Origin of the sequence: Octadecabacter sp. SW4 (assembly GCF_008065155.1) — a bacterium.
Lineage (GTDB): Bacteria > Pseudomonadota > Alphaproteobacteria > Rhodobacterales > Rhodobacteraceae > SW4.
This window is the reverse complement of record NZ_CP042819.1, coordinates 1471196-1488452: the sequence shown is the minus strand read 5'-3', so window position 1 is coordinate 1488452 and position 17257 is coordinate 1471196. Positions and strand designations below refer to the sequence as shown.

Sequence of the window (17257 nt, the reverse complement as noted above, 5' to 3'; positions counted from 1 at the left end):
GACTGCGATCCCTGACGATTGTTCTGTCGTCTAGTAGGCGTTCCAGATCGACTGGTAGCTGCGCTGATCGAATCGTGTGCCGTTACCGAATTCATATCCCAGCGTGAACGCCATTTGATCGGCGGAACTGCCCGACTCTGTCACACGCCCCACTTCAAGCCCCGCGTAGAAACCGTTTGCCATTGAATAGCGCACGCCAAGTTCCGCGATAGTGTCATCAGTCCCGCCCGAGCGCATGAATTTTGATACGTTGCCTGTCAAGGCAAAGTCACCAACCGACGAAATTGTCTGCAGATCATATTCAAAACCAAGGCCGGCCGCGGTATTCCCGCTGTCACTCCCCTCGTAAAGGACCTGGGCCGCATAGCCTTGCAGGTAGAGCGGCCCGTTTCCATAGGCCGCTTCCAGACCGACATATTCTTCGGACGAGCCACCACCAAATTCGGTCGTGGTGTAGAATGCACCAACGGCAACGGCGTCTGTCACATCGTAATAAATGTGCAGTCCGTAAGTCGAGGTATCGGTCAGCGGGTTGTTGTCATAACTGAATACACCAAGATCAAGCTGAACACCGATACGGTCGGTGATGCCATAGTTCAATCCGCCCTCAAGGCGGGTGGCGGTATAGTTTGCTTCAAAGTCGTGATAAATCAGTTCGACCTGCGCGCCTTCGAAGCCCTGTGCAACCGCGCCCGTCGCCGCAAACACAAGTGCGATGCTGGTTGATTTCAACATAGGTAACCCCTTCTGGATAATTCTTGAGTTCATAACTTTAAATTTCGCAATCAGATGACCTAGGGTAACCGTGCACATTCCCCCCGGACAACCCGTCTGCCAGGCTTTGATCAAAGCCAGTGTCTGCGTGCCACAGCACCGGCCTTTGCAAGGCGATCAACGGATACAAGCGCGCCACCTGATCGACCGAAAACCGGCGGGCCTTTTCATTTGCGCATCCGCGCTCTACATCCGCCCTATGAACAACACACTGCATATCATCGGCGGCGGCATGGCCGGATCAGAGGCGGCCTGGCAGGCGGCAAACGCAGGTGTGCAGGTCGTGATCCACGAAATGCGCCCCAAGGTCGAAACCTTTGCCCATCGCACGGGCAATCTGGCGGAAATGGTCTGTTCCAATTCGTTCCGCTCGGATGACGATGAACAAAACGCTGTCGGCTTGCTGCACTGGGAAATGCGTGCGGGCGGTGGTATCATCATGGCCACGGCCGATCAGCACAAATTGCCTGCTGGCGGGGCCTTGGCAGTGGATCGCGACCCCTTTGCCGAAAGCGTCACAGCCACATTAACGTCACACCCTAACATATCGGTATCATTCGAGGAAATCGATACGCTTCCAGATGATGGCCAATGGATCATCGCCACTGGCCCGTTGACATCGGGCAAACTGGCCAAGGCGATTGCCGCCGAAACCGGGGCCGAGGCGCTCGCCTTTTTCGACGCCATCGCGCCGATCATCTACAACGACAGCATCAACATGGACGTAGCGTGGATGCAAAGCCGCTACGACAAGGGCGAAACCGAGGAAGAGCGCACGGCCTACCTCAACTGTCCGATGACCAAGGCCGACTACGAGGGGTTCATCGACGCGCTCCTCGCCGCCGAAAAAACCGCATTCAAAGAGGGCGAGACCGCCGGTTACTTCGACGGGTGCCTGCCGATCGAGGTGATGGCCGAGCGGGGCCGCGAGACCCTGCGTTTCGGCCCGATGAAACCTGTCGGCCTGACCAACGCTCATGACCCTTTGAGCAAGCCCTATGCCGTGGTGCAACTGCGCCGTGATAACGCATTGGGCACGCTTTACAATATCGTCGGCTTTCAGACCAAGATGAAGTATGGCGCGCAAACGGATGTTTTCAAACGCATTCCCGGCCTTGAAAACGCGAATTTCGCGCGCCTTGGCGGGATTCATCGCAACACATTCCTCAATTCGCCCAGCTTGCTGGATGATCAGATGCGCCTGAAGTCGCGCCCCAATATCCGCTTTGCCGGACAGATCACGGGCGTTGAAGGCTATGTTGAATCCGCCGCGATGGGCCTGCTTGCGGGGCGGCTGGCCGTGGCGGACCTGCGCGGCCAGACCCTACCGCCGGTTCCCGCGACCACGGCCACCGGGGCGCTGGTCACGCATATCACCGGCGGTGCCGACGCCAAGACGTTCCAGCCGATGAACGTCAACTTCGGGCTGTTCCCGCCCGTCGCGGGTCTCAAATCGGGCCGTCGCGGGCGCAAGGACCGCTACAAGGCCTATACCGAGCGCGCGAAATCCGACTGGCAGGCCTGGCTGACCCACACCGCACTGGACGACACCTGATCGGGCGCGCTAGCCTTGCGATATGGCCAAGACACCGATGAAACCCCAGTTGTGGACGCCCCGCCCCGTTGCCGAGACAGTCACAGTTTATCGCGACTGGGCCAAGGATTATGACGCCGATGTGGGCGCGCGCGGCTATGAGACGCCGACACGCATTGCGCAGGCGTTGGTGCCACACCTGCCCCTTGATACCCCGATCCTTGATTTTGGTTGCGGCACGGGGATGTCCGGCGCGGCACTAATCCGCGCGGGATATCACGTGATCGACGGCACCGATATCACCGACAAGATGGTCGAAATCGCACAGACCAAGGATATCTATCGCAAGCTCTGGATAAGCGAGCCGGGTGCGGTGCCCGCCGCGCCCGGCCAATACGGCGCGATCATTGCCACCGGCGTGATCAGCCTTGGCGCGGCACCGCCTGAAACGCTTGATCTTCTGATCGCGGCAACGGCGCCTAACGCGTTGATCGCATTGTCGTTTAACGATCCCACCCTTGCCGATGGCAGCTTTGATGCCGTGGTTGATGCGCGCCTTGCCGCAGGCCAGCTTGCGCTCGTCTCGCGCAGCCACGGCCCGCATCTCACCGCGATGGAGATGGGATCGGACGTCATCGTGCTGCGCCGTTCATGATCACCCGTTTCGCGCCGTCACCCACGGGGCCGCTGCACCTGGGGCATGCCTATTCGGCGCTTCTGGCCCATGACATGGCCAAGGGCGGCACTTTCCTGCTGCGGATCGAGGACATCGACCAGACCCGTGCAAGGCCTGCCTGGGAGGCGCAGATCTTTGACGATCTGCACTGGCTGGGGCTGCGATGGCCCAGCCCGGTGATGCGCCAATCAGACCGCCTGCCCGCCTATCGCGACGCCCTTGCACAGCTTTGGGCGCAGGGCTTGATCTACCCCTGCAGCTGCACGCGCCGCGATATTCAGGACGCCACGAATGCACCACAGGAAGGGGCCGCGGCCTTTGGCCCCGACGGGCTGATCTATCCCGGCACCTGTCGCCCCAGAACGCCACCCGCAGGCGCGCTCCCCGAAGCCGTCCTGCGGCTTGACATGGGGCGGGCCTTGGCGGCGCTTGGCCAGCCAAACCTGGCGTTCACCGAAACCGGCCCGGCCAGCGGGCAAATCACGTTTACTGAACAGGACGCGATCGCAACGATCGGCGATATCGTCCTTGCGCGGCGCGATATGGGCACCTCCTACCACCTTGCGGTCGTGCTTGATGACGCAGCCCAGGGCATCACCCATGTGGTGCGCGGCGAGGACCTGTTCGCGGCGACAAAAATTCACGTCATCCTGCAAAAACTGCTGGGCCTGCCCACACCACTTTATCACCACCACCGGCTGATCCGCGATGATCAGGGGCGCCGCCTTGCTAAGCGCGACGATGCGCGCGCCCTGTCAAAATACCGCGCCGATGGGCGCAGCCCCAAGGACATCCGCCAGATGGTCGGACTGTGACGCTCCGCACTTCATCTTGGCAAATACAACTCAATCCGCGCCATCCACCATCGGCGCCATCAGTTCGGTTTCGCCCCCGACCACGGACGTAAAGAAACAGGATCGCCGGTGTGTGTGACAGGCTGGCCCCACCTGCCGCACCACCGCCAGCAAGCAGTCGCGGTCACAATCGACCCGCAGGTCAATCAGCTCCTGTGTGTGGCCCGATGTTGCGCCCTTGATCCAAAACGCCGCGCGCGAGCGCGACCAATAGGTCACCCGCCGCGTCGCAAGGGTCTGCGCCACCGCGGCGGCATTCATCCATGCCATCATCAGCACCTCGCCGCTTTCGGCCTGGGCAATGCAGGGGATCAATCCGGCGTCATTATAGATCAGCGTGGCGGGGTCAAACGACATGGCGGGATTTCCTTTTGCGGTTCTCGGCCCTATCTAGGTGCCAAGATACGAAAGGGCAAACCCCGTGGCCGACCAAGACATGATCAAACTCTATTCCGCGCGCATTCTGGCACTGGCGACCGACATGCCGCATACCACCCGGTTGGCAGACCCGATGGGCAGCGCAAAGAAACGTGCGCCCCTTTGCGGATCGACGGTGACGGTGGATATCGACCTTGAGGGCGGAAAGATCAGCCGCTTTGGTCAGGACGTCAAAGCCTGCGCCCTGGGTCAGGCGGCAGCAGCGGTGATCGGCGCAGAAATCATCGGGCTGGACGAAGCCACGGTGCAAAAGGGCCGCGATGAACTGGCAGCGATGTTGAAATCGGGCGGGCCGGTGCCTGCCGCGCCCTTTGCCGGGCTCGAGGTGCTGCAACCGGCGGCGGATTACAAGAACCGCCATGCGTCAATCCTGCTGGCCTTTGATGCAACGCTCGAGGCCCTCAGGGCCGCTACATGAACATCACCTGACATCCCCTTGTGCCAAAGAAAAAACCGCCGCACATCACAGGGATGGCGGCGGCAGTCAAAGCGTTTCCGTGTGGGACCCGATAACCCCTTTCAGAGGAGGCAATCTCTTACAGGACAGGCAGTGTCGGTCATATCTTATGTTGGGACAGATCGATATGGATGGGCATCGGCGCGGATCGCAGGCAGGTCAGACCAATCCAGGCAGGGACAGTCCGACAAACAGAATAACAACCAAAGACAGGGCACCGATTGCGTCGGAAATGAGCGTGTCTTGCGACCGCGCGATCACGTTTTTGATCTCTTTCGCCATTGTGGTAGCTCCTGCGTTTGCTTTGTTGCTCCTTTGTTCTCATACCATTAACCATTACGCAAGAACTTTTTGAGAACATTTGAGAACAAAATGCGCCGCCTTGCGCTAACCCACTGATATCAAACGAATAGCTTTGTCCTGTTCCATCAGCCACAGCAGCACCCGCGCCGCCTTGCCCCGGGGTGTGTCCAGCGTCGGGTCATCATGCAGCAATTTGCGCGCATCCGATTGCGCCAGTTCCATCAGCGCCGCCTGACGCTCCAGATCGGCGATCCGAAAGCGCGGCAGGCCCGATTGTGCGGTGCCGATCACATCCCCTGCCCCGCGCATCGCCAGATCTTCCTCAGAAATCCGAAAGCCGTCTTCGGTCTCGCGCAAGATCTCAAGGCGCCGCTTGCCGCCCTCGCTGAGGGGGTGCTGATACATCAGCAGGCAGGTCGATTGCGCCGCGCCGCGCCCGACACGGCCACGTAGCTGGTGCAATTGCGCCAGTCCGAATTTTTCAGCCCTCTCGATCACCATGATGCTGGCATTGGGGACGTTCACGCCCACTTCGATCACGGTGGTGGCGACCAGCACCTTGGTGTCACCGGCCACGAACCGCGCCATCGCGGCATCCTTTTCGGTGGGGGGCATCTGGCCGTGCACCAGCCCGACAACATCTTCCCCCAATGCCGCACGCAACCGTTTGAACCGTTCGGTCGCGGCCGTCATATCGCTGATCTCGCTTTCCTCGACCAGCGGGCAGACCCAGTAACATTGCCGCCCCTCGGCCACGGCGGCGCGCAACCGGTCTACAACCGCATCCATCTTGGCGGTGCTGACCAGCGCAGTCGTCACCGGCGTGCGTCCGGGCGGTTTTTCATCGAGCACCGACACATCCATATCGCCATATTGCGCCAGCGACAGCGAACGCGGGATCGGCGTGGCAGTCATCACCAGCACATCGGCCAGCGCGCCCTTTGATCCCAGTTCCATCCGCTGCGACACGCCAAAGCGGTGCTGTTCATCAATGACCGCAAGGCGCAGATCGTGGAAATGCACATCCTTTTGAAACACCGCATGGGTGCCCACAAGGATATGAATATCACCGCTGGCGAGTGCGGCCAGTTTCGCGCCGCGTTCCGCCCCCTTGTCGCGTCCGGTGAGGATTTCCAGCACGACGCCCGCCTGTTCGGCCAAGGGGCGCAACCCCTCAAGATGTTGACGTGCAAGAATTTCTGTCGGGGCCATCATCACGCCCTGCCCGCCCGATTCAGTGGCCGCCAACAGCGCCATCAAGGCCACCAGCGTCTTGCCCGAGCCGACATCGCCCTGCAACAACCGATTCATCCGTTGCTTTGCGGCCATATCGGCACCGATTTCCGCCACTGCACGGGTCTGCGCATCGGTTGGTTTGTAAGGAAGCGCGGCCAGCACCTTTTGCTGCAAGAACCCCGTGCCGGGACTGGGCCGCCCCTTGCCACGGCGCAGGGTCGCGCGGGCCAGGGCCAGCGTCATCTGATGCGCCAGCAGTTCGTCATAGGCAAGGCGGTGGCGCGCGGGGTCGCTCATGGCCAGATGCACGCTGTCTTCGGGGGAATGGGCGGCCCGCAGCGCGGCGTGCCAATCAGGCCAGTTTTCGCGTTGCTTCAGCGCCGGATCAATCCATTCTTCCAGCTGCGGTGCCATATCGACCGCGGCGCGTGTCGCCTTCCACATCAGTTTCTGGGTGATCCCGGCGGTGAGCGGATAGACCGGTTCAAAGGCCGGAATTTGCGCGCCGTCCTCCACCGGCAGCACGTGATCGGGGTGGACCATCTGCGCCACCCCATCGAACAATTCGACCTTGCCCGAGATCAGGCGGCGTTGCCCCGTTGGCAGCAATTTGCGCACGTAATCCCCGTGCGCGTGGAAAAAGACCAGTTGAAACGTGGTCTGCGCGTCTTCCACCGTCACGCGGTAGGGGCGCCCCCGGCTGGCGGGCGCGGCGTGTTGCCCGACCGTCACTTCGACGGTGACTGTCGCAGGGGCAATCACATCGCGAATACTGTCGCGGCGGCGACGATCCACCCCGGAATGAGGCAGTGTGAAGAGCAAGTCACGCGGTTTTTCGATCTGCATCTGCGCAAAGGCTTGGGCCGTTTTCGGGCCAACACCGTCAAGTGTTTTCAGTTCGCCAAACAGCGGCCAAAGGGGTTCGGGGCGCCCCGTCATGCGTCACCAATCAGGGTCAGCCAGCCATCTTCGTCCAGGGTTTCGATGCCCAGCTCGGCCGCTTTTTTCGCCTTTGATCCAGCCCCCGGCCCCGCCACCAGCAGATCTGTTTTCGCGCTCACCGACCCGGCGACCTTGGCCCCAAGGGATTCTGCGCGCGCCTTGGCCTCGGCGCGGGTCATTTTTTCCAGGCTACCGGTGAAAACCACGGTCTTGCCCGCAACCGGGCTGTCGCTGGTCGGGCGCGCAGCGGCTTGCACGTCCAGTTGCGCGACAAGGCGGTCAATGCTTGCACGCTCGGCCGCTTGTTGCAGGGTCGTGATCACCGATTGTGCCAAGACCGCGCCAACCCCGTCGATGTTCATCAGGTCGTCCCACGCCGCGCCCGCGCCGATGTCAGCCTGTGTCAGCGCGGTTTCAAAGGCCTCCCAGGTGCCGAAATGGGTCGCGAGAAGTTTCGAAACCTGTTCCCCCACATGCCGGATGCCAAGGCCGAAAATCAGCCGGTGCAGGGGTATCTCGCGCCGCGCGTCGATCGCATCAAACAGGTTGGCGGCACTTTTGTCGCCCCAGCCCTCGCGGTTTTTCAGCTGTTGAAGGCCATTGCCGAACCTTTCACGCAGGGTGAAAATATCAGCCGGTTCGCGCACCCAACCGTCGGTATAGAATTGTTCGACCTGTTTTGCGCCCAGCCCTTCGATGTCAAACGCGCCGCGACTGACAAAGTGTTTCAGCTTTTCCACGGCCTGCGCCGGGCAGATCAGCCCGCCGGTGCACCGGCGCACGGCGTCGCCCTCCTCGCGGATTGCCTCTGACCCACACTGCGGGCAAACCTGCGGGAATACATAGGGCTGCGCACCGGCGGGGCGTTTGGACAGGTCCACATCCGCAATCTTGGGAATCACGTCACCGGCGCGGTAGACCTGCACCCAATCGCCGACACGGATATCCTTGCCGCCGCGAATTTCCTCGCCCTTGCTGCCGCGCCCCTTGATATAATCTTCGTTGTGGAGGGTCGCGTTGGATACGACGACACCGCCGACGGTAACCGGTTTCAGGCGGGCAACGGGTGACAGGGCACCAGTGCGCCCCACCTGAATGTCGATCGAGTCAAGCCTGGTCCAGGCCAGTTCGGCGGGAAATTTATGGGCCACGGCCCAGCGGGGCGTCGTGGAGCGGAACCCAAGCCGGCGTTGCAGGCCAAGGTCGTTGACCTTGTAAACCACCCCGTCAATATCATAGCCAAGGGTCGCGCGCTGGGTTTCGATCTGGCGGTAGTGGGCGATCATGTCATCGGGGCCGTCGCAAAGCGTGGTCAGCGCGTTTGTGACAAAGCCCAGATCGGCCAAACGCCGGATCGCGCCCATCTGCGTATCGGCCAAGGGGGCGGACAGATCGCCCCAGGCATAGGCGAAAAACCGCAGTGGGCGGGCGCGGGTGATGGTCGCGTCAAGCTGGCGCAGGGATCCGGCGGCGGCGTTGCGCGGATTGGCGAATTGCTTGTCGGACGTTTCAGCCTGACGCGCGTTCAGGGCGGCGAAATCGGCGTGGGACATATAGACTTCGCCGCGCACCTCGATGATCTCGGGCGCATCCGTCAGGGTTTGCGGAATATCGGCAACCATGCGCGCATTGGCCGTGACGTCTTCGCCCACCGCGCCATCGCCGCGCGTGGCGGCCGTGACCAGCGCGCCGTTTTCATAGCGCAGGGACAGCGAGAGCCCGTCGATTTTCGGTTCAGCGGTGTAGGAGAGCGTGCCGGGCGCCCCCAGAAACTTGCGCACACCCGCATCGAAATCGACAACGTCTTCGTCCGAAAACGCATTGCCAAGCGAGAGCATCGCGACACGGTGGGTGACCTTGCCGAACCCTTCGGCGGGGGCGGCGCCAATCTGTTCGCTGGGGCTATCGGGGCGTTTCAGCGCGGGAAAGCGCGCCTCGATTGCCGCGTTGCGCTGTTTGAGGGTATCATAATCGGCGTCTGACAGATCGGGCGCATCCTGGGTATGATAGGCGGCATTGGCCCGTGCCAGCACCTGCGCCAGTCGCGCCAGTTCGCCGCGCGCCTGCGCCAGGTTCAGATCAGCAACAGCGATGTCCGCGACCGTATGTGACTGGGTATCAGACAAACGAAACCCCTACCCTTGTGTTATCATCTAACCCAAGTGATAGGGGTGCGTCCCCAGCGCGTCCAGTCCGTGAGTGGTGGGCGCGTTGGTAATTCCGTCATGCGCCGATGGCGAGCCGTTCTGCATCCATCGCTGCGGGCTGCGGATCGCGCAACACATAGCCCCGCCCCCAAACCGTTTCGATATAGTTATCGCCACCCGTTGCCACGCTCAGCTTTTTGCGCAGCTTGCAGATAAACACGTCGATGATTTTCAGTTCCGGTTCGTCCATGCCGCCATATAGGTGATTAAGGAACATTTCCTTGGTCAGGGTCGTGCCCTTGCGAAGGGACAGCAGTTCGAACATCTGGTATTCCTTGCCCGTCAGATGCACGGGCTGGCCGCCCACCTCGACCGTCTTGGCGTCAAGATTCACGCCGATCTGGCCGGTCTTGATGATCGACTGCGCATGTCCCTTGGAGCGGCGGATGATCGCGTGAATCCGTGCAACCAGTTCTTCGCGGTGAAAGGGTTTGGTCATGTAATCATCCGCGCCAAAGCCAAACCCCTTGAGTTTGCTTTCGGTGCCGTCATCGCCTGACAGGATCAGGATCGGCGTATCAATCCGCGCAAGGCGCAACTGGCGCAGCACCTCGTGGCCATTCATGTCAGGCAGATTGATATCAAGCAGGATCAGGTCGTAATCATACAGTTTCGCAAGATCGATCCCCTCCTCTCCCATATCCGTCGCATAGACATTCAGGTTGGCATGGGTCAGCATCAGTTCGATGCTTTTGGACATGGTGGGGTCATCTTCGACCAGCAAAACGCGCATTTCAGTGTCTCCGCTATCTTTTCATCGTCCTTACCCTAAAACAACAATGGTTAATCACACGTTACTGGACCCGCCGAAGTTCGCACAACAACCTAGGGTTGTCTATACTTTTGCAAGGCCGTGGTGCGCAATGCCGCTTCGCCATGTTGCGTAACTGCCCTTTCCCATTCGGAAAACTCATCCTCGGACAGGCCGTAGGTCGATTTGGCGGTGTCGCGCGAAATCAATCCCGCAATCACCGCCCGCACCACCGCGGCCTTGCGCGAAGCGACCCAGCGGCGCGTATCGGGCTTGGGCAGATCGCCATGCGTCATCATGGTTCCGTCCGGCAGGGTCACGGCGCGCGGGCCGTCGATCTTTTTCAAATACATGTCTCACACCCCTATGTGACTGGTTGTCGGGGCACTTTGCCGGTTTGTTCTTAACGGGGGGTGAAACGCCCCCTTGAGAATAGGTTGGATTTTCATATATTCCAAAGCGAGCTGCCCCATTTGGAAATCCCATGCCCCTTGATCCTGCCCTGAATTCGCTTGGCTTTGCCAAACCCCCTGCCGACACCCGCGTGGTTGTCGCCATGTCGGGCGGCGTGGACAGTTCGGTTGTGGCGGCGATGCTGGCCGAGCAGGGCTATGATGTGGTGGGCGTAACACTGCAGCTTTACGATCATGGCGCGGCACTTGCCAAAAAAGGGGCGTGCTGTGCGGGCCGCGACATTCATGATGCGCGCCGCGTAGCCGAGGAGATGGGCTTTCCCCACTACGTGCTGGACTATGAAAACGTGTTCAAGGACGCGGTGATTGACGAATTTGCCGATAGCTATCTGGCAGGCGCGACGCCTGTGCCCTGTATCCGCTGCAATGAACGGGTTAAGTTCAAGGATCTGCTGAATACCGCCAAGGATCTGGACGCCGATTGCATGGCCACGGGGCACTATATTCAGCGCATGGTCGGGGATCATGGGCCCGAACTGCATGCGGCGGCGGATGCGTCCAAAGACCAAAGCTATTTTCTGTTTTCTACCACGCCCGAACAACTGGACTATCTGCGCTTTCCGCTGGGCCATCACGCCTCCAAGGACGAAACCCGTGCCCTGGCGCGCAGATACGGGCTGGCACTGGCGGACAAGCCCGACAGTCAGGACATCTGTTTTGTGCCCAATGGCAACTATGCCAGCGTGATCGAAAAACTGCGCCCCGGCGCGGCAGAACCGGGTGACATCGTCGATGTGGATGGCAATGTTCTGGGGCAGCACAACGGCGTGCTGCATTATACGATCGGGCAGCGGCGCGGGCTTGGGATCGGTGGTTTGGCCGATCCGCTTTATGTGGTGAAGCTGGACGTGGACAAGCGCCATGTAATCGTCGGCCCCAAGGATTTGCTGGCGACCCGCACCGTCCCTGTGCGCGAGGTGAACTGGCTGGGCGACGGGGCCTTTTTCGACGGACAAGAGCGGCATGTTTCGGTCAAGGTGCGCTCGACCAAACCGCCGACCGAGGCGATCCTGCGCCCGCTGTCATCCACCACAGCCGAAGTGGAATTGCTGGTCGCCGAAGAGGGCGTTTCGCCCGGGCAGGCCTGTGTGTTCTATGAAACCGGCGGCAGCCGCATTCTTGGTGGCGGCTGGATCTGGCGCGGATACTGACAAATCCTTTCAAGGATTTGCCCGCAGAGTTTCAAACTCTGCGACCTGAAATATCAATGAAAGGCCGGCCCATGACAAATACAGCCCTGATTACAGGTGCCTCAGCCGGCATTGGCAAGGAATTTGCCCGCTATCACGCCTCGCGCGGCGGTGATGTGATCATTACCGCGCGGCGCGCCGACCGGCTGCTGGATCTCAAGGCTGAACTGGAGCGCCATCACGGGATCACCGCCCATGCCTTTGCCCAGGATATCGGCACCGCTGACGGCGCGGTGGCGCTGGCCGCACAGGTCGATGGGGCAGGTTTGACTGTGGATATCCTGATCAACAATGCCGGTTTCGGTGGGCTGGGGCGCCATGTTGATCGCGCCCTGGAGGACGAGTTGGGCATGATTGACCTGAACGTCAAAACCCTGACCGCGCTGACGCATTATTTCGGTGCGAAAATGGCCGCAGCGGGGGGCGGCAAGATCCTGAACGTGGGATCGACGGCGGGGATGATGCCCGGCCCCAATCAGGCGGTCTATTTCGCGACCAAGGCCTTTGTGCAGTCGTTCAGTCAAGCAGTGGATCAGGAGTTGCGCGCCCAGGGCGTGACCTGCACCGTCTTGTGCCCTGGCTATGTGGAAACGGAATTTGGCGACACCGCGGGCCTGGAGGGCACCCCGCTGACGCAAAACAGCAAGACCACCGCCGCGCAGGTCGCCAAGATCGGCTATGACGCAATGCTGCGCGGCAAGCTGGTGGCGATCACCGAATTTCAACTGGCCGCGACCCTGAACTGGGTGATCCCGTTCCTGCCCCGCCGGATGGTGCTCAAGATGGTCGAAAAGACGCAATCCAAGTAAAGGGCGCTTGCGGGCCGTGATATCATCACATGCGGGCCGATCGCCGCAGAACCCAAGCCAGGGATCACGTGCCGATACGCGCCCGTTCGGCCCCTTTTGGGGCAGGCGAAGCGGCGCGCACGGGGATGACGCGCTTTTGGTGGTCTGCCATTCTTCGCGGCGCGCAAACGCGCAAAGGTGGCGACACTCGTCTGGTTCAGGGCAAAATCACCACGTATTCAGGTCTATCAACAGCCATACCACAAGTCCCCAGATGATCCCGGCCACAACCAGACCGACACCGGCCCATGCGACATAATCCCAATCATTGTCGAGTCCCCAGCCGAACATCGCGCCACCAGACGCGATCAGGATAATCGGCATGAGTAGGCCGATCAAGGAACGTATCACTTTATTCAAGGCGTAACTCTTTCAAATTTGCTGCCTTGAGTATAATAGGCCGTTGGACTGCTTGTAAATTCGTTACTTGGGTCGCCGTTAATGGACCTCGGCCGCATCGCAGTCAAAGCGCAGGCCCTGGGCCTGTCGGATCAGCGCGATACTTCCGGATAACGACGATATCGGATTTCGCCAGAAGGGTTGCAGGCAATCATTGGTTCAGGCTCGACGAAGGTTCGCATCGCCCACCACGCAGCGTTAACAACATGTCCACGCCCGCACGCAAATACCCAGCCACGGCGTCCCAACCGGCCATCGCGGTTGGATACAACGCGGTGTCCGACGCGATGTCGGTGGTCGGGACATTTGTCGCAGGGGTCCGGTGCCGGGCATGGCCAAATTAGCGCATGACGCAAGCGGGCGCAGGCCGGGCACCGCCATGATCGTGTCGGCACCCGCGTGATCATCCGGGCTGCCATCCCGCGCTTGTTCGGCTTGATTTGCACGCACCACAACGTAGGGTTCACAGGCGACATTCAGAACCGGGCAAACCAGCCAAAAAAATAGGGCGCGAGGTTAAAATGGATACAAACCCCATTCTAGGAACGTGGCGCCTATTAAGCTGGTATAACGAAAACGAAAGTGGCGAACGTCATTATCCGCTCACCGAGGCGGCGACCGGATATATCTCCTATACTTTGGATGGCTTTGTTTTTGTGCACATATCGGCGCCTGCACGCCAATCCTATAGGGTGAATGATCCCTTTGGCGGGTCACTGGAGGAAGACTCGGCGGCGATGAAATCGCAAATCACCTACGCGGGAACTTATGAATTCTTTGGTGATCGTGTCGAACACCATGTCGACCACGCATCTTGTCCCAATTGGGCCGGGACAACGCAAGTCCGGCAAGCAGCGTTCATCGATAAGCACCTTTGGCTGAGTGCGCCTGACACATTTCTGGACGGTAAGAAAGTGACGGCATGCTTGGAATGGGCGCGCGCTGAGGGCTAAACAGCGTTTTGCCCCGCCAAGCAGACCGGCCTGCCCGCACGGCCACCTGCACGGGTTGACCTAGCCGCGCCGCCGTCCGCCTGCGCGCCCTGCCCGACCGCGCCCTTCCTGACCGGCCTTTGGCGCTTCGCGGTTGGACAGGATCCATGCGGTGCCGGAGGGGTCGTTGTTGGTCAGGAAATTCGCCGCGCGGATCGCGGTCATTTCCGACCCTGCGCGGGGTTTTGTGCTGCCCATGCCGAACAGTTGCACAAAGGTTTCATCATCCATGTCGGCGGGCAGGATGATACCGGCGGCTTCGATCATGGCCTTCTTTTCGGCGATCTTCTTGGGCCCGATCGGCAAGGCCACGGGGTTCATGATGGCGCTGGTCATGCCAGCAGCCATCGCCATTGGCAAAAACGCATTGTTGATGCCGTGACGGTTGGGCAGGCCAAAGCTGATATTGGACGCGCCACAGGTGGTGTTCACGCCCAGTTCCTCGCGCAGGCGCCGCACCAACGTGAAGACCTGCAAACCGGCGGTGCCCATCGCGCCAATGGGCATCACCAGCGGGTCAACAACGATGTCATGGGCGGGAATACCGAAATCGGCGGCCCGTTCGACAATCTTTTTGGCCACGGCAAATCGCACATCGGGGTCTTCGGAAATGCCCGTGTCATCGTTGGAAATCGCCACGACGGGGACGTTGTATTTCTTGACCAGCGGCAGGACCAGCTCAAGGCGTTCTTCCTCGCCGGTGACGGAATTCAGCAGCGGGCGGCCTTCGGCAGCGGCCAGACCGTTTTCCAGCGCACCCGGCACGGATGAATCGATGCAGAGTGGCACATCGACCACGGCCTGCACCCGTTCAACCAATTCCTTCATCAAGGTCGGTTCAACAAAGTTGTTATCCGCATAGCGCGGGTCTTCGGCCATCTTGTTGGAAAACACCGCACCCGAGTTGACATCCAGCACCGTCGCCCCCGCCGCGACCTGGGCAATCGCATCCGCCTCGACACGGGAAAAATCGCCGCGCTCCAGTTCTTCGGACAGGATTTTGCGCCCTGTGGGGTTGATCCGCTCGCCAATCACGCAGAACGGCTGGTCAAAGCCGATAATGGCGGTCTTGGTTTTGCTTTCGACGATGGTGCGGGTCATTGGGGGGCTCCTGAAAGGCGCGCCAGCACGGGGGCAAGCGCAGGGTCGGTGAAATCTGAAAGGGTGACATGGGCGCCAGCGGCGCGCAGGGTTGCATCATCAAGCGACGACCGGATGCCGACCGTATAGGCCCCCGACGCTGCCGCCGCGCGCACGCCCGAGGGGCTGTCCTCAAAGGCGATGGCGTGTTCGGGCGCGACATCCAGCGCGGCCATTGCCGCCCTGTAGGGTTCAGGATCGGGTTTGCCGCGGCTGCATTCCTCGCCGATGATGATCGTGTCGAATTGGTCGCGCAGCCCGATCGCATCAAGCATGCATTCGGCATTGGGGCGCATGGCATTGGTCACGACGGCGCGTTTCCAGCCCTGCGCACGGGCGCGCGCCATCAGAGCGACCACACCGGCCATCGCGGGATAGGGCCTGGGCAGACGGGCGCGAAAGGCGGCCTCCTTGTCGTCAGACAGCCTCTGGGGGTTGGGATGATCGGGCAGAAATTCGGCAAAGAAATCCACGTTCAGGCGGCCATGCACATGGGTCATGTAAAAATCTTCGGACACGTCCAGACCGAGCGGCGCCATCATATCGGCAAAGACCGCCAGATGAATCGGATCGCTGTGCAGCATCGTGCCGTCCAGATCAAACAAAAGCGCGCCCTGCCCCATGCCAGCCCTAGGACGCGCTGGCCGGAACGCCGGACGCGCCGCCGTTTTCAATTGCCCAGGTCGCATTTGTCTTGATCCCGCCCAGCGGGAAGAAATGCACCCGTTCGATGTTGAAATCGGGGTTGGCGGCCTTGTGGGCAGCCAGTTGCGCGACCACGTCGGTCGGTTCATAGGGCAACAGCAGCTTGGTCACATCCATCGCCCGCTTTTGCAGCACCTTCAGCGAGGGACCGACACCGCAGGCGATAGCGAATTTGATCAGGGTTTGCAGCTTGGCGGGGCCGGCGATGCCGATGTGGATCGGCAAATCGATCCCCGCCGCTTTCAGGCTGTCGGCCCATTCAATGATCGGCTGTGCTTCAAAGGCGAACTGGGTGGCAATGGCCATCTTGGCGTCGGTGCGTTCGGAAAAGCCCTGTTTCCACTTCAGGGCGTCTGACACCCGCAGCATCGATCCGTCCACGTCGATGTCGCGGTTGCCTTCGGGGTGGCCTGCGACGTGCAGACGGGTGAACCCGGCCTTGTCAAACAGCCCCGTATCCATCAGTTGCATCGAGTCCGAGAAATCACCGTGCGGCTGCGCCACACCACCGGCCAGCAGCAGCGCCTGTTTTACATCCGCTTCGCCCTGATACATGGCGATCCAGTTTTCCAGCGTTGCCTTGTCCTTGATAATGCGAGCCGGAAAATGCGGCATGACGGGATAACCATCCGCGTTCAGGCGCTTGGCGGTGGCGACCATGTCCTCGATCGGGGTGCCTTCGATATGGGCGATATAGACGCGGGTGCCAGCGGGCAGCAGATCGCGGAAATTTTCGACCTTTTCAGCGGTGCGCGGCATCACTTCGATGGAATAATCCTGCAGGAATGCCGCGACCTGTGGGTTCACGCCACTGCTCTGCTCTTTCTTCTTGAAATTCAAAAGGGCCATTGCAGCCTCCTTAAAGCGGATCAAAGGTCCGCGGTCATCAGAATTCCCGCTCACGCGCGGCCATCGTTGTTGATCAGGGTGATCAGGCGATCCTTGTCATAGTCTGCCTCAAGGCGGGCGGCTTGGGCGGCGGCGACATCGGCGTCTTCGCCCGCGACTTCGACCGGGTCGGCCTTGCGCCAATCCGCAAGGTAGGCGTCGGTGCTGGCCGCGCCCGATTTCATCGCCGCGCGATCAATCGCCTGCTCAAAACGTTCCGAGAGCTGTATTTTCACACCACGACGACCCTTGCCCACGATCACCTGTGCGGGGATGTCGCGCCAATAAACGATAACGACCTGTGCCATGCGATTCCCTTCCCGCTTGCGTTACCCGCTTTTACGCGCGCGCTGCCCCGTCAAGGTGATCATTTTCGACATGACACGCGCGCTCAGCGACTTTCGTCTGTGTCGCAAATAAGCGGGCAAGCGGCCAGTGCCGAACCTTTCA

The 17257-nt window shown here is 60.7% G+C and carries 19 protein-coding genes; 7 read left to right on the top strand and 12 right to left on the bottom strand.

The features are described from left to right. Positions 1-30 precede the first annotated feature (30 nt). A complete protein-coding gene (locus tag FTO60_RS07360) occupies positions 31-735 on the bottom strand; it encodes a hypothetical protein (RefSeq protein WP_148055350.1) in 705 nt (234 codons plus the stop codon). Between the two features lie 238 nt (positions 736-973). Here FTO60_RS07360 and trmFO point away from each other — a divergent pair, with 238 nt between their 5' ends. From trmFO to gluQRS, 3 genes are read left to right on the top strand one after another with little or no spacing between them, the layout of a single operon-like run. Next, positions 974-2329 carry a methylenetetrahydrofolate--tRNA-(uracil(54)-C(5))-methyltransferase (FADH(2)-oxidizing) TrmFO gene (gene trmFO / locus FTO60_RS07355; protein WP_148055349.1) on the top strand — a complete coding sequence of 452 codons (1356 nt, stop codon included), beginning with the start codon at positions 974-976 and terminating at the stop codon, positions 2327-2329. A gap of 22 nt (positions 2330-2351) precedes the next feature. Then, positions 2352-2963 carry a class I SAM-dependent methyltransferase gene (locus FTO60_RS07350; RefSeq protein WP_148055348.1) on the top strand — a complete coding sequence of 204 codons (612 nt, stop codon included), beginning with the start codon at positions 2352-2354 and terminating at the stop codon, positions 2961-2963. After that, positions 2960-3799 carry a tRNA glutamyl-Q(34) synthetase GluQRS gene (gene gluQRS / locus FTO60_RS07345; protein ID WP_148055347.1) on the top strand — a complete coding sequence of 280 codons (840 nt, stop codon included), beginning with the start codon at positions 2960-2962 and terminating at the stop codon, positions 3797-3799. The genes FTO60_RS07350 and gluQRS overlap by 4 nt, the downstream gene beginning before the upstream one ends. Before the next feature lie 30 nt (positions 3800-3829). Here gluQRS and hisI read toward each other — a convergent pair whose 3' ends face one another. Continuing rightward, a complete protein-coding gene (gene hisI, locus FTO60_RS07340; RefSeq protein ID WP_148055346.1) occupies positions 3830-4195 on the bottom strand; it encodes a phosphoribosyl-AMP cyclohydrolase in 366 nt (121 codons plus the stop codon). A gap of 79 nt (positions 4196-4274) precedes the next feature. Here hisI and FTO60_RS07335 point away from each other — a divergent pair, with 79 nt between their 5' ends. Beyond that, positions 4275-4694, top strand: a complete 420-nt coding sequence (locus tag FTO60_RS07335; RefSeq protein ID WP_148057086.1) for an iron-sulfur cluster assembly scaffold protein — start codon at positions 4275-4277, stop codon at positions 4692-4694. A gap of 198 nt (positions 4695-4892) precedes the next feature. Here FTO60_RS07335 and FTO60_RS17965 read toward each other — a convergent pair whose 3' ends face one another. The 5 genes from FTO60_RS17965 to FTO60_RS07315 form a co-directional block, all read right to left on the bottom strand. Beyond that, entirely contained in the window at positions 4893-5015 is a 123-nt protein-coding gene (locus FTO60_RS17965; protein ID WP_302849709.1) for a hypothetical protein, read from the bottom strand. Between the two features lie 105 nt (positions 5016-5120). Next, positions 5121-7211, bottom strand: coding sequence for an ATP-dependent DNA helicase RecG (gene recG / locus FTO60_RS07330; RefSeq protein ID WP_148055345.1), 2091 nt, complete (start codon positions 7209-7211; stop codon positions 5121-5123). Further along, complete coding sequence (ligA, locus tag FTO60_RS07325; RefSeq protein ID WP_172623835.1) at positions 7208-9340, bottom strand: NAD-dependent DNA ligase LigA; 2133 nt, start codon at positions 9338-9340, stop codon at positions 7208-7210. The genes recG and ligA overlap by 4 nt, the downstream gene beginning before the upstream one ends. Positions 9341-9437: 97 nt before the next feature. Next, the gene (ctrA, locus tag FTO60_RS07320) at positions 9438-10154 is read right to left on the bottom strand and encodes a response regulator transcription factor CtrA (RefSeq protein WP_148055344.1); all 717 of its coding nucleotides are present in this window, start codon (positions 10152-10154) and stop codon (positions 9438-9440) included. A 92-nt stretch (positions 10155-10246) separates the two neighbouring features. Then, a complete protein-coding gene (locus tag FTO60_RS07315; protein ID WP_148055343.1) occupies positions 10247-10525 on the bottom strand; it encodes a DUF1153 domain-containing protein in 279 nt (92 codons plus the stop codon). A gap of 131 nt (positions 10526-10656) precedes the next feature. Between FTO60_RS07315 and mnmA the strand changes: the two genes are divergently transcribed. Further along, positions 10657-11796: a tRNA 2-thiouridine(34) synthase MnmA gene (mnmA, locus tag FTO60_RS07310; protein WP_148055342.1), complete on the top strand. Its 1140-nt coding sequence runs from the start codon at positions 10657-10659 to the stop codon at positions 11794-11796. 71 nt (positions 11797-11867) lie between these two features. Continuing rightward, positions 11868-12644, top strand: coding sequence for an SDR family oxidoreductase (locus FTO60_RS07305; protein WP_148055341.1), 777 nt, complete (start codon positions 11868-11870; stop codon positions 12642-12644). A gap of 207 nt (positions 12645-12851) precedes the next feature. On the opposite strand, the gene FTO60_RS17655 is transcribed toward FTO60_RS07305, so the two are convergent. Then, positions 12852-13007, bottom strand: a complete 156-nt coding sequence (locus FTO60_RS17655; RefSeq protein WP_172623834.1) for a hypothetical protein — start codon at positions 13005-13007, stop codon at positions 12852-12854. Between the two features lie 596 nt (positions 13008-13603). On the opposite strand from FTO60_RS17655, the gene FTO60_RS07300 reads away from it, so the two are divergent. Further along, on the top strand, positions 13604-14035 hold the full coding sequence (locus tag FTO60_RS07300; protein ID WP_148055340.1) for a lipocalin-like domain-containing protein: 432 nt from the start codon (positions 13604-13606) through the stop codon (positions 14033-14035). 60 nt (positions 14036-14095) lie between these two features. Here the strand turns inward: FTO60_RS07300 and FTO60_RS07295 are convergent, their stop codons facing one another. Genes FTO60_RS07295 through FTO60_RS07280 form a run of 4 tightly spaced genes read right to left on the bottom strand, consistent with a single transcriptional unit; the run spans position 14096 to position 17115 of the window. Next, on the bottom strand, positions 14096-15175 hold the full coding sequence (locus tag FTO60_RS07295) for a methyltetrahydrofolate cobalamin methyltransferase (RefSeq protein ID WP_148055339.1): 1080 nt from the start codon (positions 15173-15175) through the stop codon (positions 14096-14098). Then, a complete protein-coding gene (locus tag FTO60_RS07290) occupies positions 15172-15837 on the bottom strand; it encodes an HAD family phosphatase (protein ID WP_148055338.1) in 666 nt (221 codons plus the stop codon). Before FTO60_RS07290 ends, FTO60_RS07295 begins: the two co-directional genes overlap by 4 nt. A gap of 7 nt (positions 15838-15844) precedes the next feature. Further along, positions 15845-16768 (bottom strand): methylenetetrahydrofolate reductase, encoded by a 924-nt coding sequence (locus FTO60_RS07285; RefSeq protein ID WP_148055337.1) that lies wholly within the window; start codon positions 16766-16768, stop codon positions 15845-15847. Positions 16769-16818: 50 nt separating this feature from the next. Continuing rightward, positions 16819-17115: a virulence factor gene (locus tag FTO60_RS07280; protein WP_148055336.1), complete on the bottom strand. Its 297-nt coding sequence runs from the start codon at positions 17113-17115 to the stop codon at positions 16819-16821. Positions 17116-17257: the final 142 nt, after the last annotated feature.

Bases quoted from the DNA above. Each gene is read 5' to 3' on its own strand.
- FTO60_RS07295 (WP_148055339.1), bottom strand. From the start codon at position 15,175: ATGACCCGCACCATCGTCGAAAGCAAAACCAAGACCGCCATTATCGGC.
- FTO60_RS07280 (WP_148055336.1), bottom strand. From the start codon at position 17,115: ATGGCACAGGTCGTTATCGTTTATTGGCGCGACATCCCCGCACAGGTG.
- FTO60_RS07305 (WP_148055341.1), top strand. From the start codon at position 11,868: ATGACAAATACAGCCCTGATTACAGGTGCCTCAGCCGGCATTGGCAAG.
- recG (WP_148055345.1), bottom strand. From the start codon at position 7,211: ATGACGGGGCGCCCCGAACCCCTTTGGCCGCTGTTTGGCGAACTGAAA.
- FTO60_RS07360 (WP_148055350.1), bottom strand. From the start codon at position 735: ATGTTGAAATCAACCAGCATCGCACTTGTGTTTGCGGCGACGGGCGCG.
- FTO60_RS17965 (WP_302849709.1), bottom strand. From the start codon at position 5,015: ATGGCGAAAGAGATCAAAAACGTGATCGCGCGGTCGCAAGACACGCTC.
- gluQRS (WP_148055347.1), top strand. From the start codon at position 2,960: ATGATCACCCGTTTCGCGCCGTCACCCACGGGGCCGCTGCACCTGGGG.
- ctrA (WP_148055344.1), bottom strand. From the start codon at position 10,154: ATGCGCGTTTTGCTGGTCGAAGATGACCCCACCATGTCCAAAAGCATC.
- FTO60_RS07300 (WP_148055340.1), top strand. From the start codon at position 13,604: ATGGATACAAACCCCATTCTAGGAACGTGGCGCCTATTAAGCTGGTAT.
- FTO60_RS07315 (WP_148055343.1), bottom strand. From the start codon at position 10,525: ATGTATTTGAAAAAGATCGACGGCCCGCGCGCCGTGACCCTGCCGGAC.
- FTO60_RS07335 (WP_148057086.1), top strand. From the start codon at position 4,275: ATGATCAAACTCTATTCCGCGCGCATTCTGGCACTGGCGACCGACATG.
- mnmA (WP_148055342.1), top strand. From the start codon at position 10,657: ATGCCCCTTGATCCTGCCCTGAATTCGCTTGGCTTTGCCAAACCCCCT.
- FTO60_RS07350 (WP_148055348.1), top strand. From the start codon at position 2,352: ATGGCCAAGACACCGATGAAACCCCAGTTGTGGACGCCCCGCCCCGTT.
- FTO60_RS07290 (WP_148055338.1), bottom strand. From the start codon at position 15,837: ATGGGGCAGGGCGCGCTTTTGTTTGATCTGGACGGCACGATGCTGCAC.
- FTO60_RS07285 (WP_148055337.1), bottom strand. From the start codon at position 16,768: ATGGCCCTTTTGAATTTCAAGAAGAAAGAGCAGAGCAGTGGCGTGAAC.
- hisI (WP_148055346.1), bottom strand. From the start codon at position 4,195: ATGTCGTTTGACCCCGCCACGCTGATCTATAATGACGCCGGATTGATC.
- trmFO (WP_148055349.1), top strand. From the start codon at position 974: ATGAACAACACACTGCATATCATCGGCGGCGGCATGGCCGGATCAGAG.
- FTO60_RS17655 (WP_172623834.1), bottom strand. From the start codon at position 13,007: ATGCCGATTATCCTGATCGCGTCTGGTGGCGCGATGTTCGGCTGGGGA.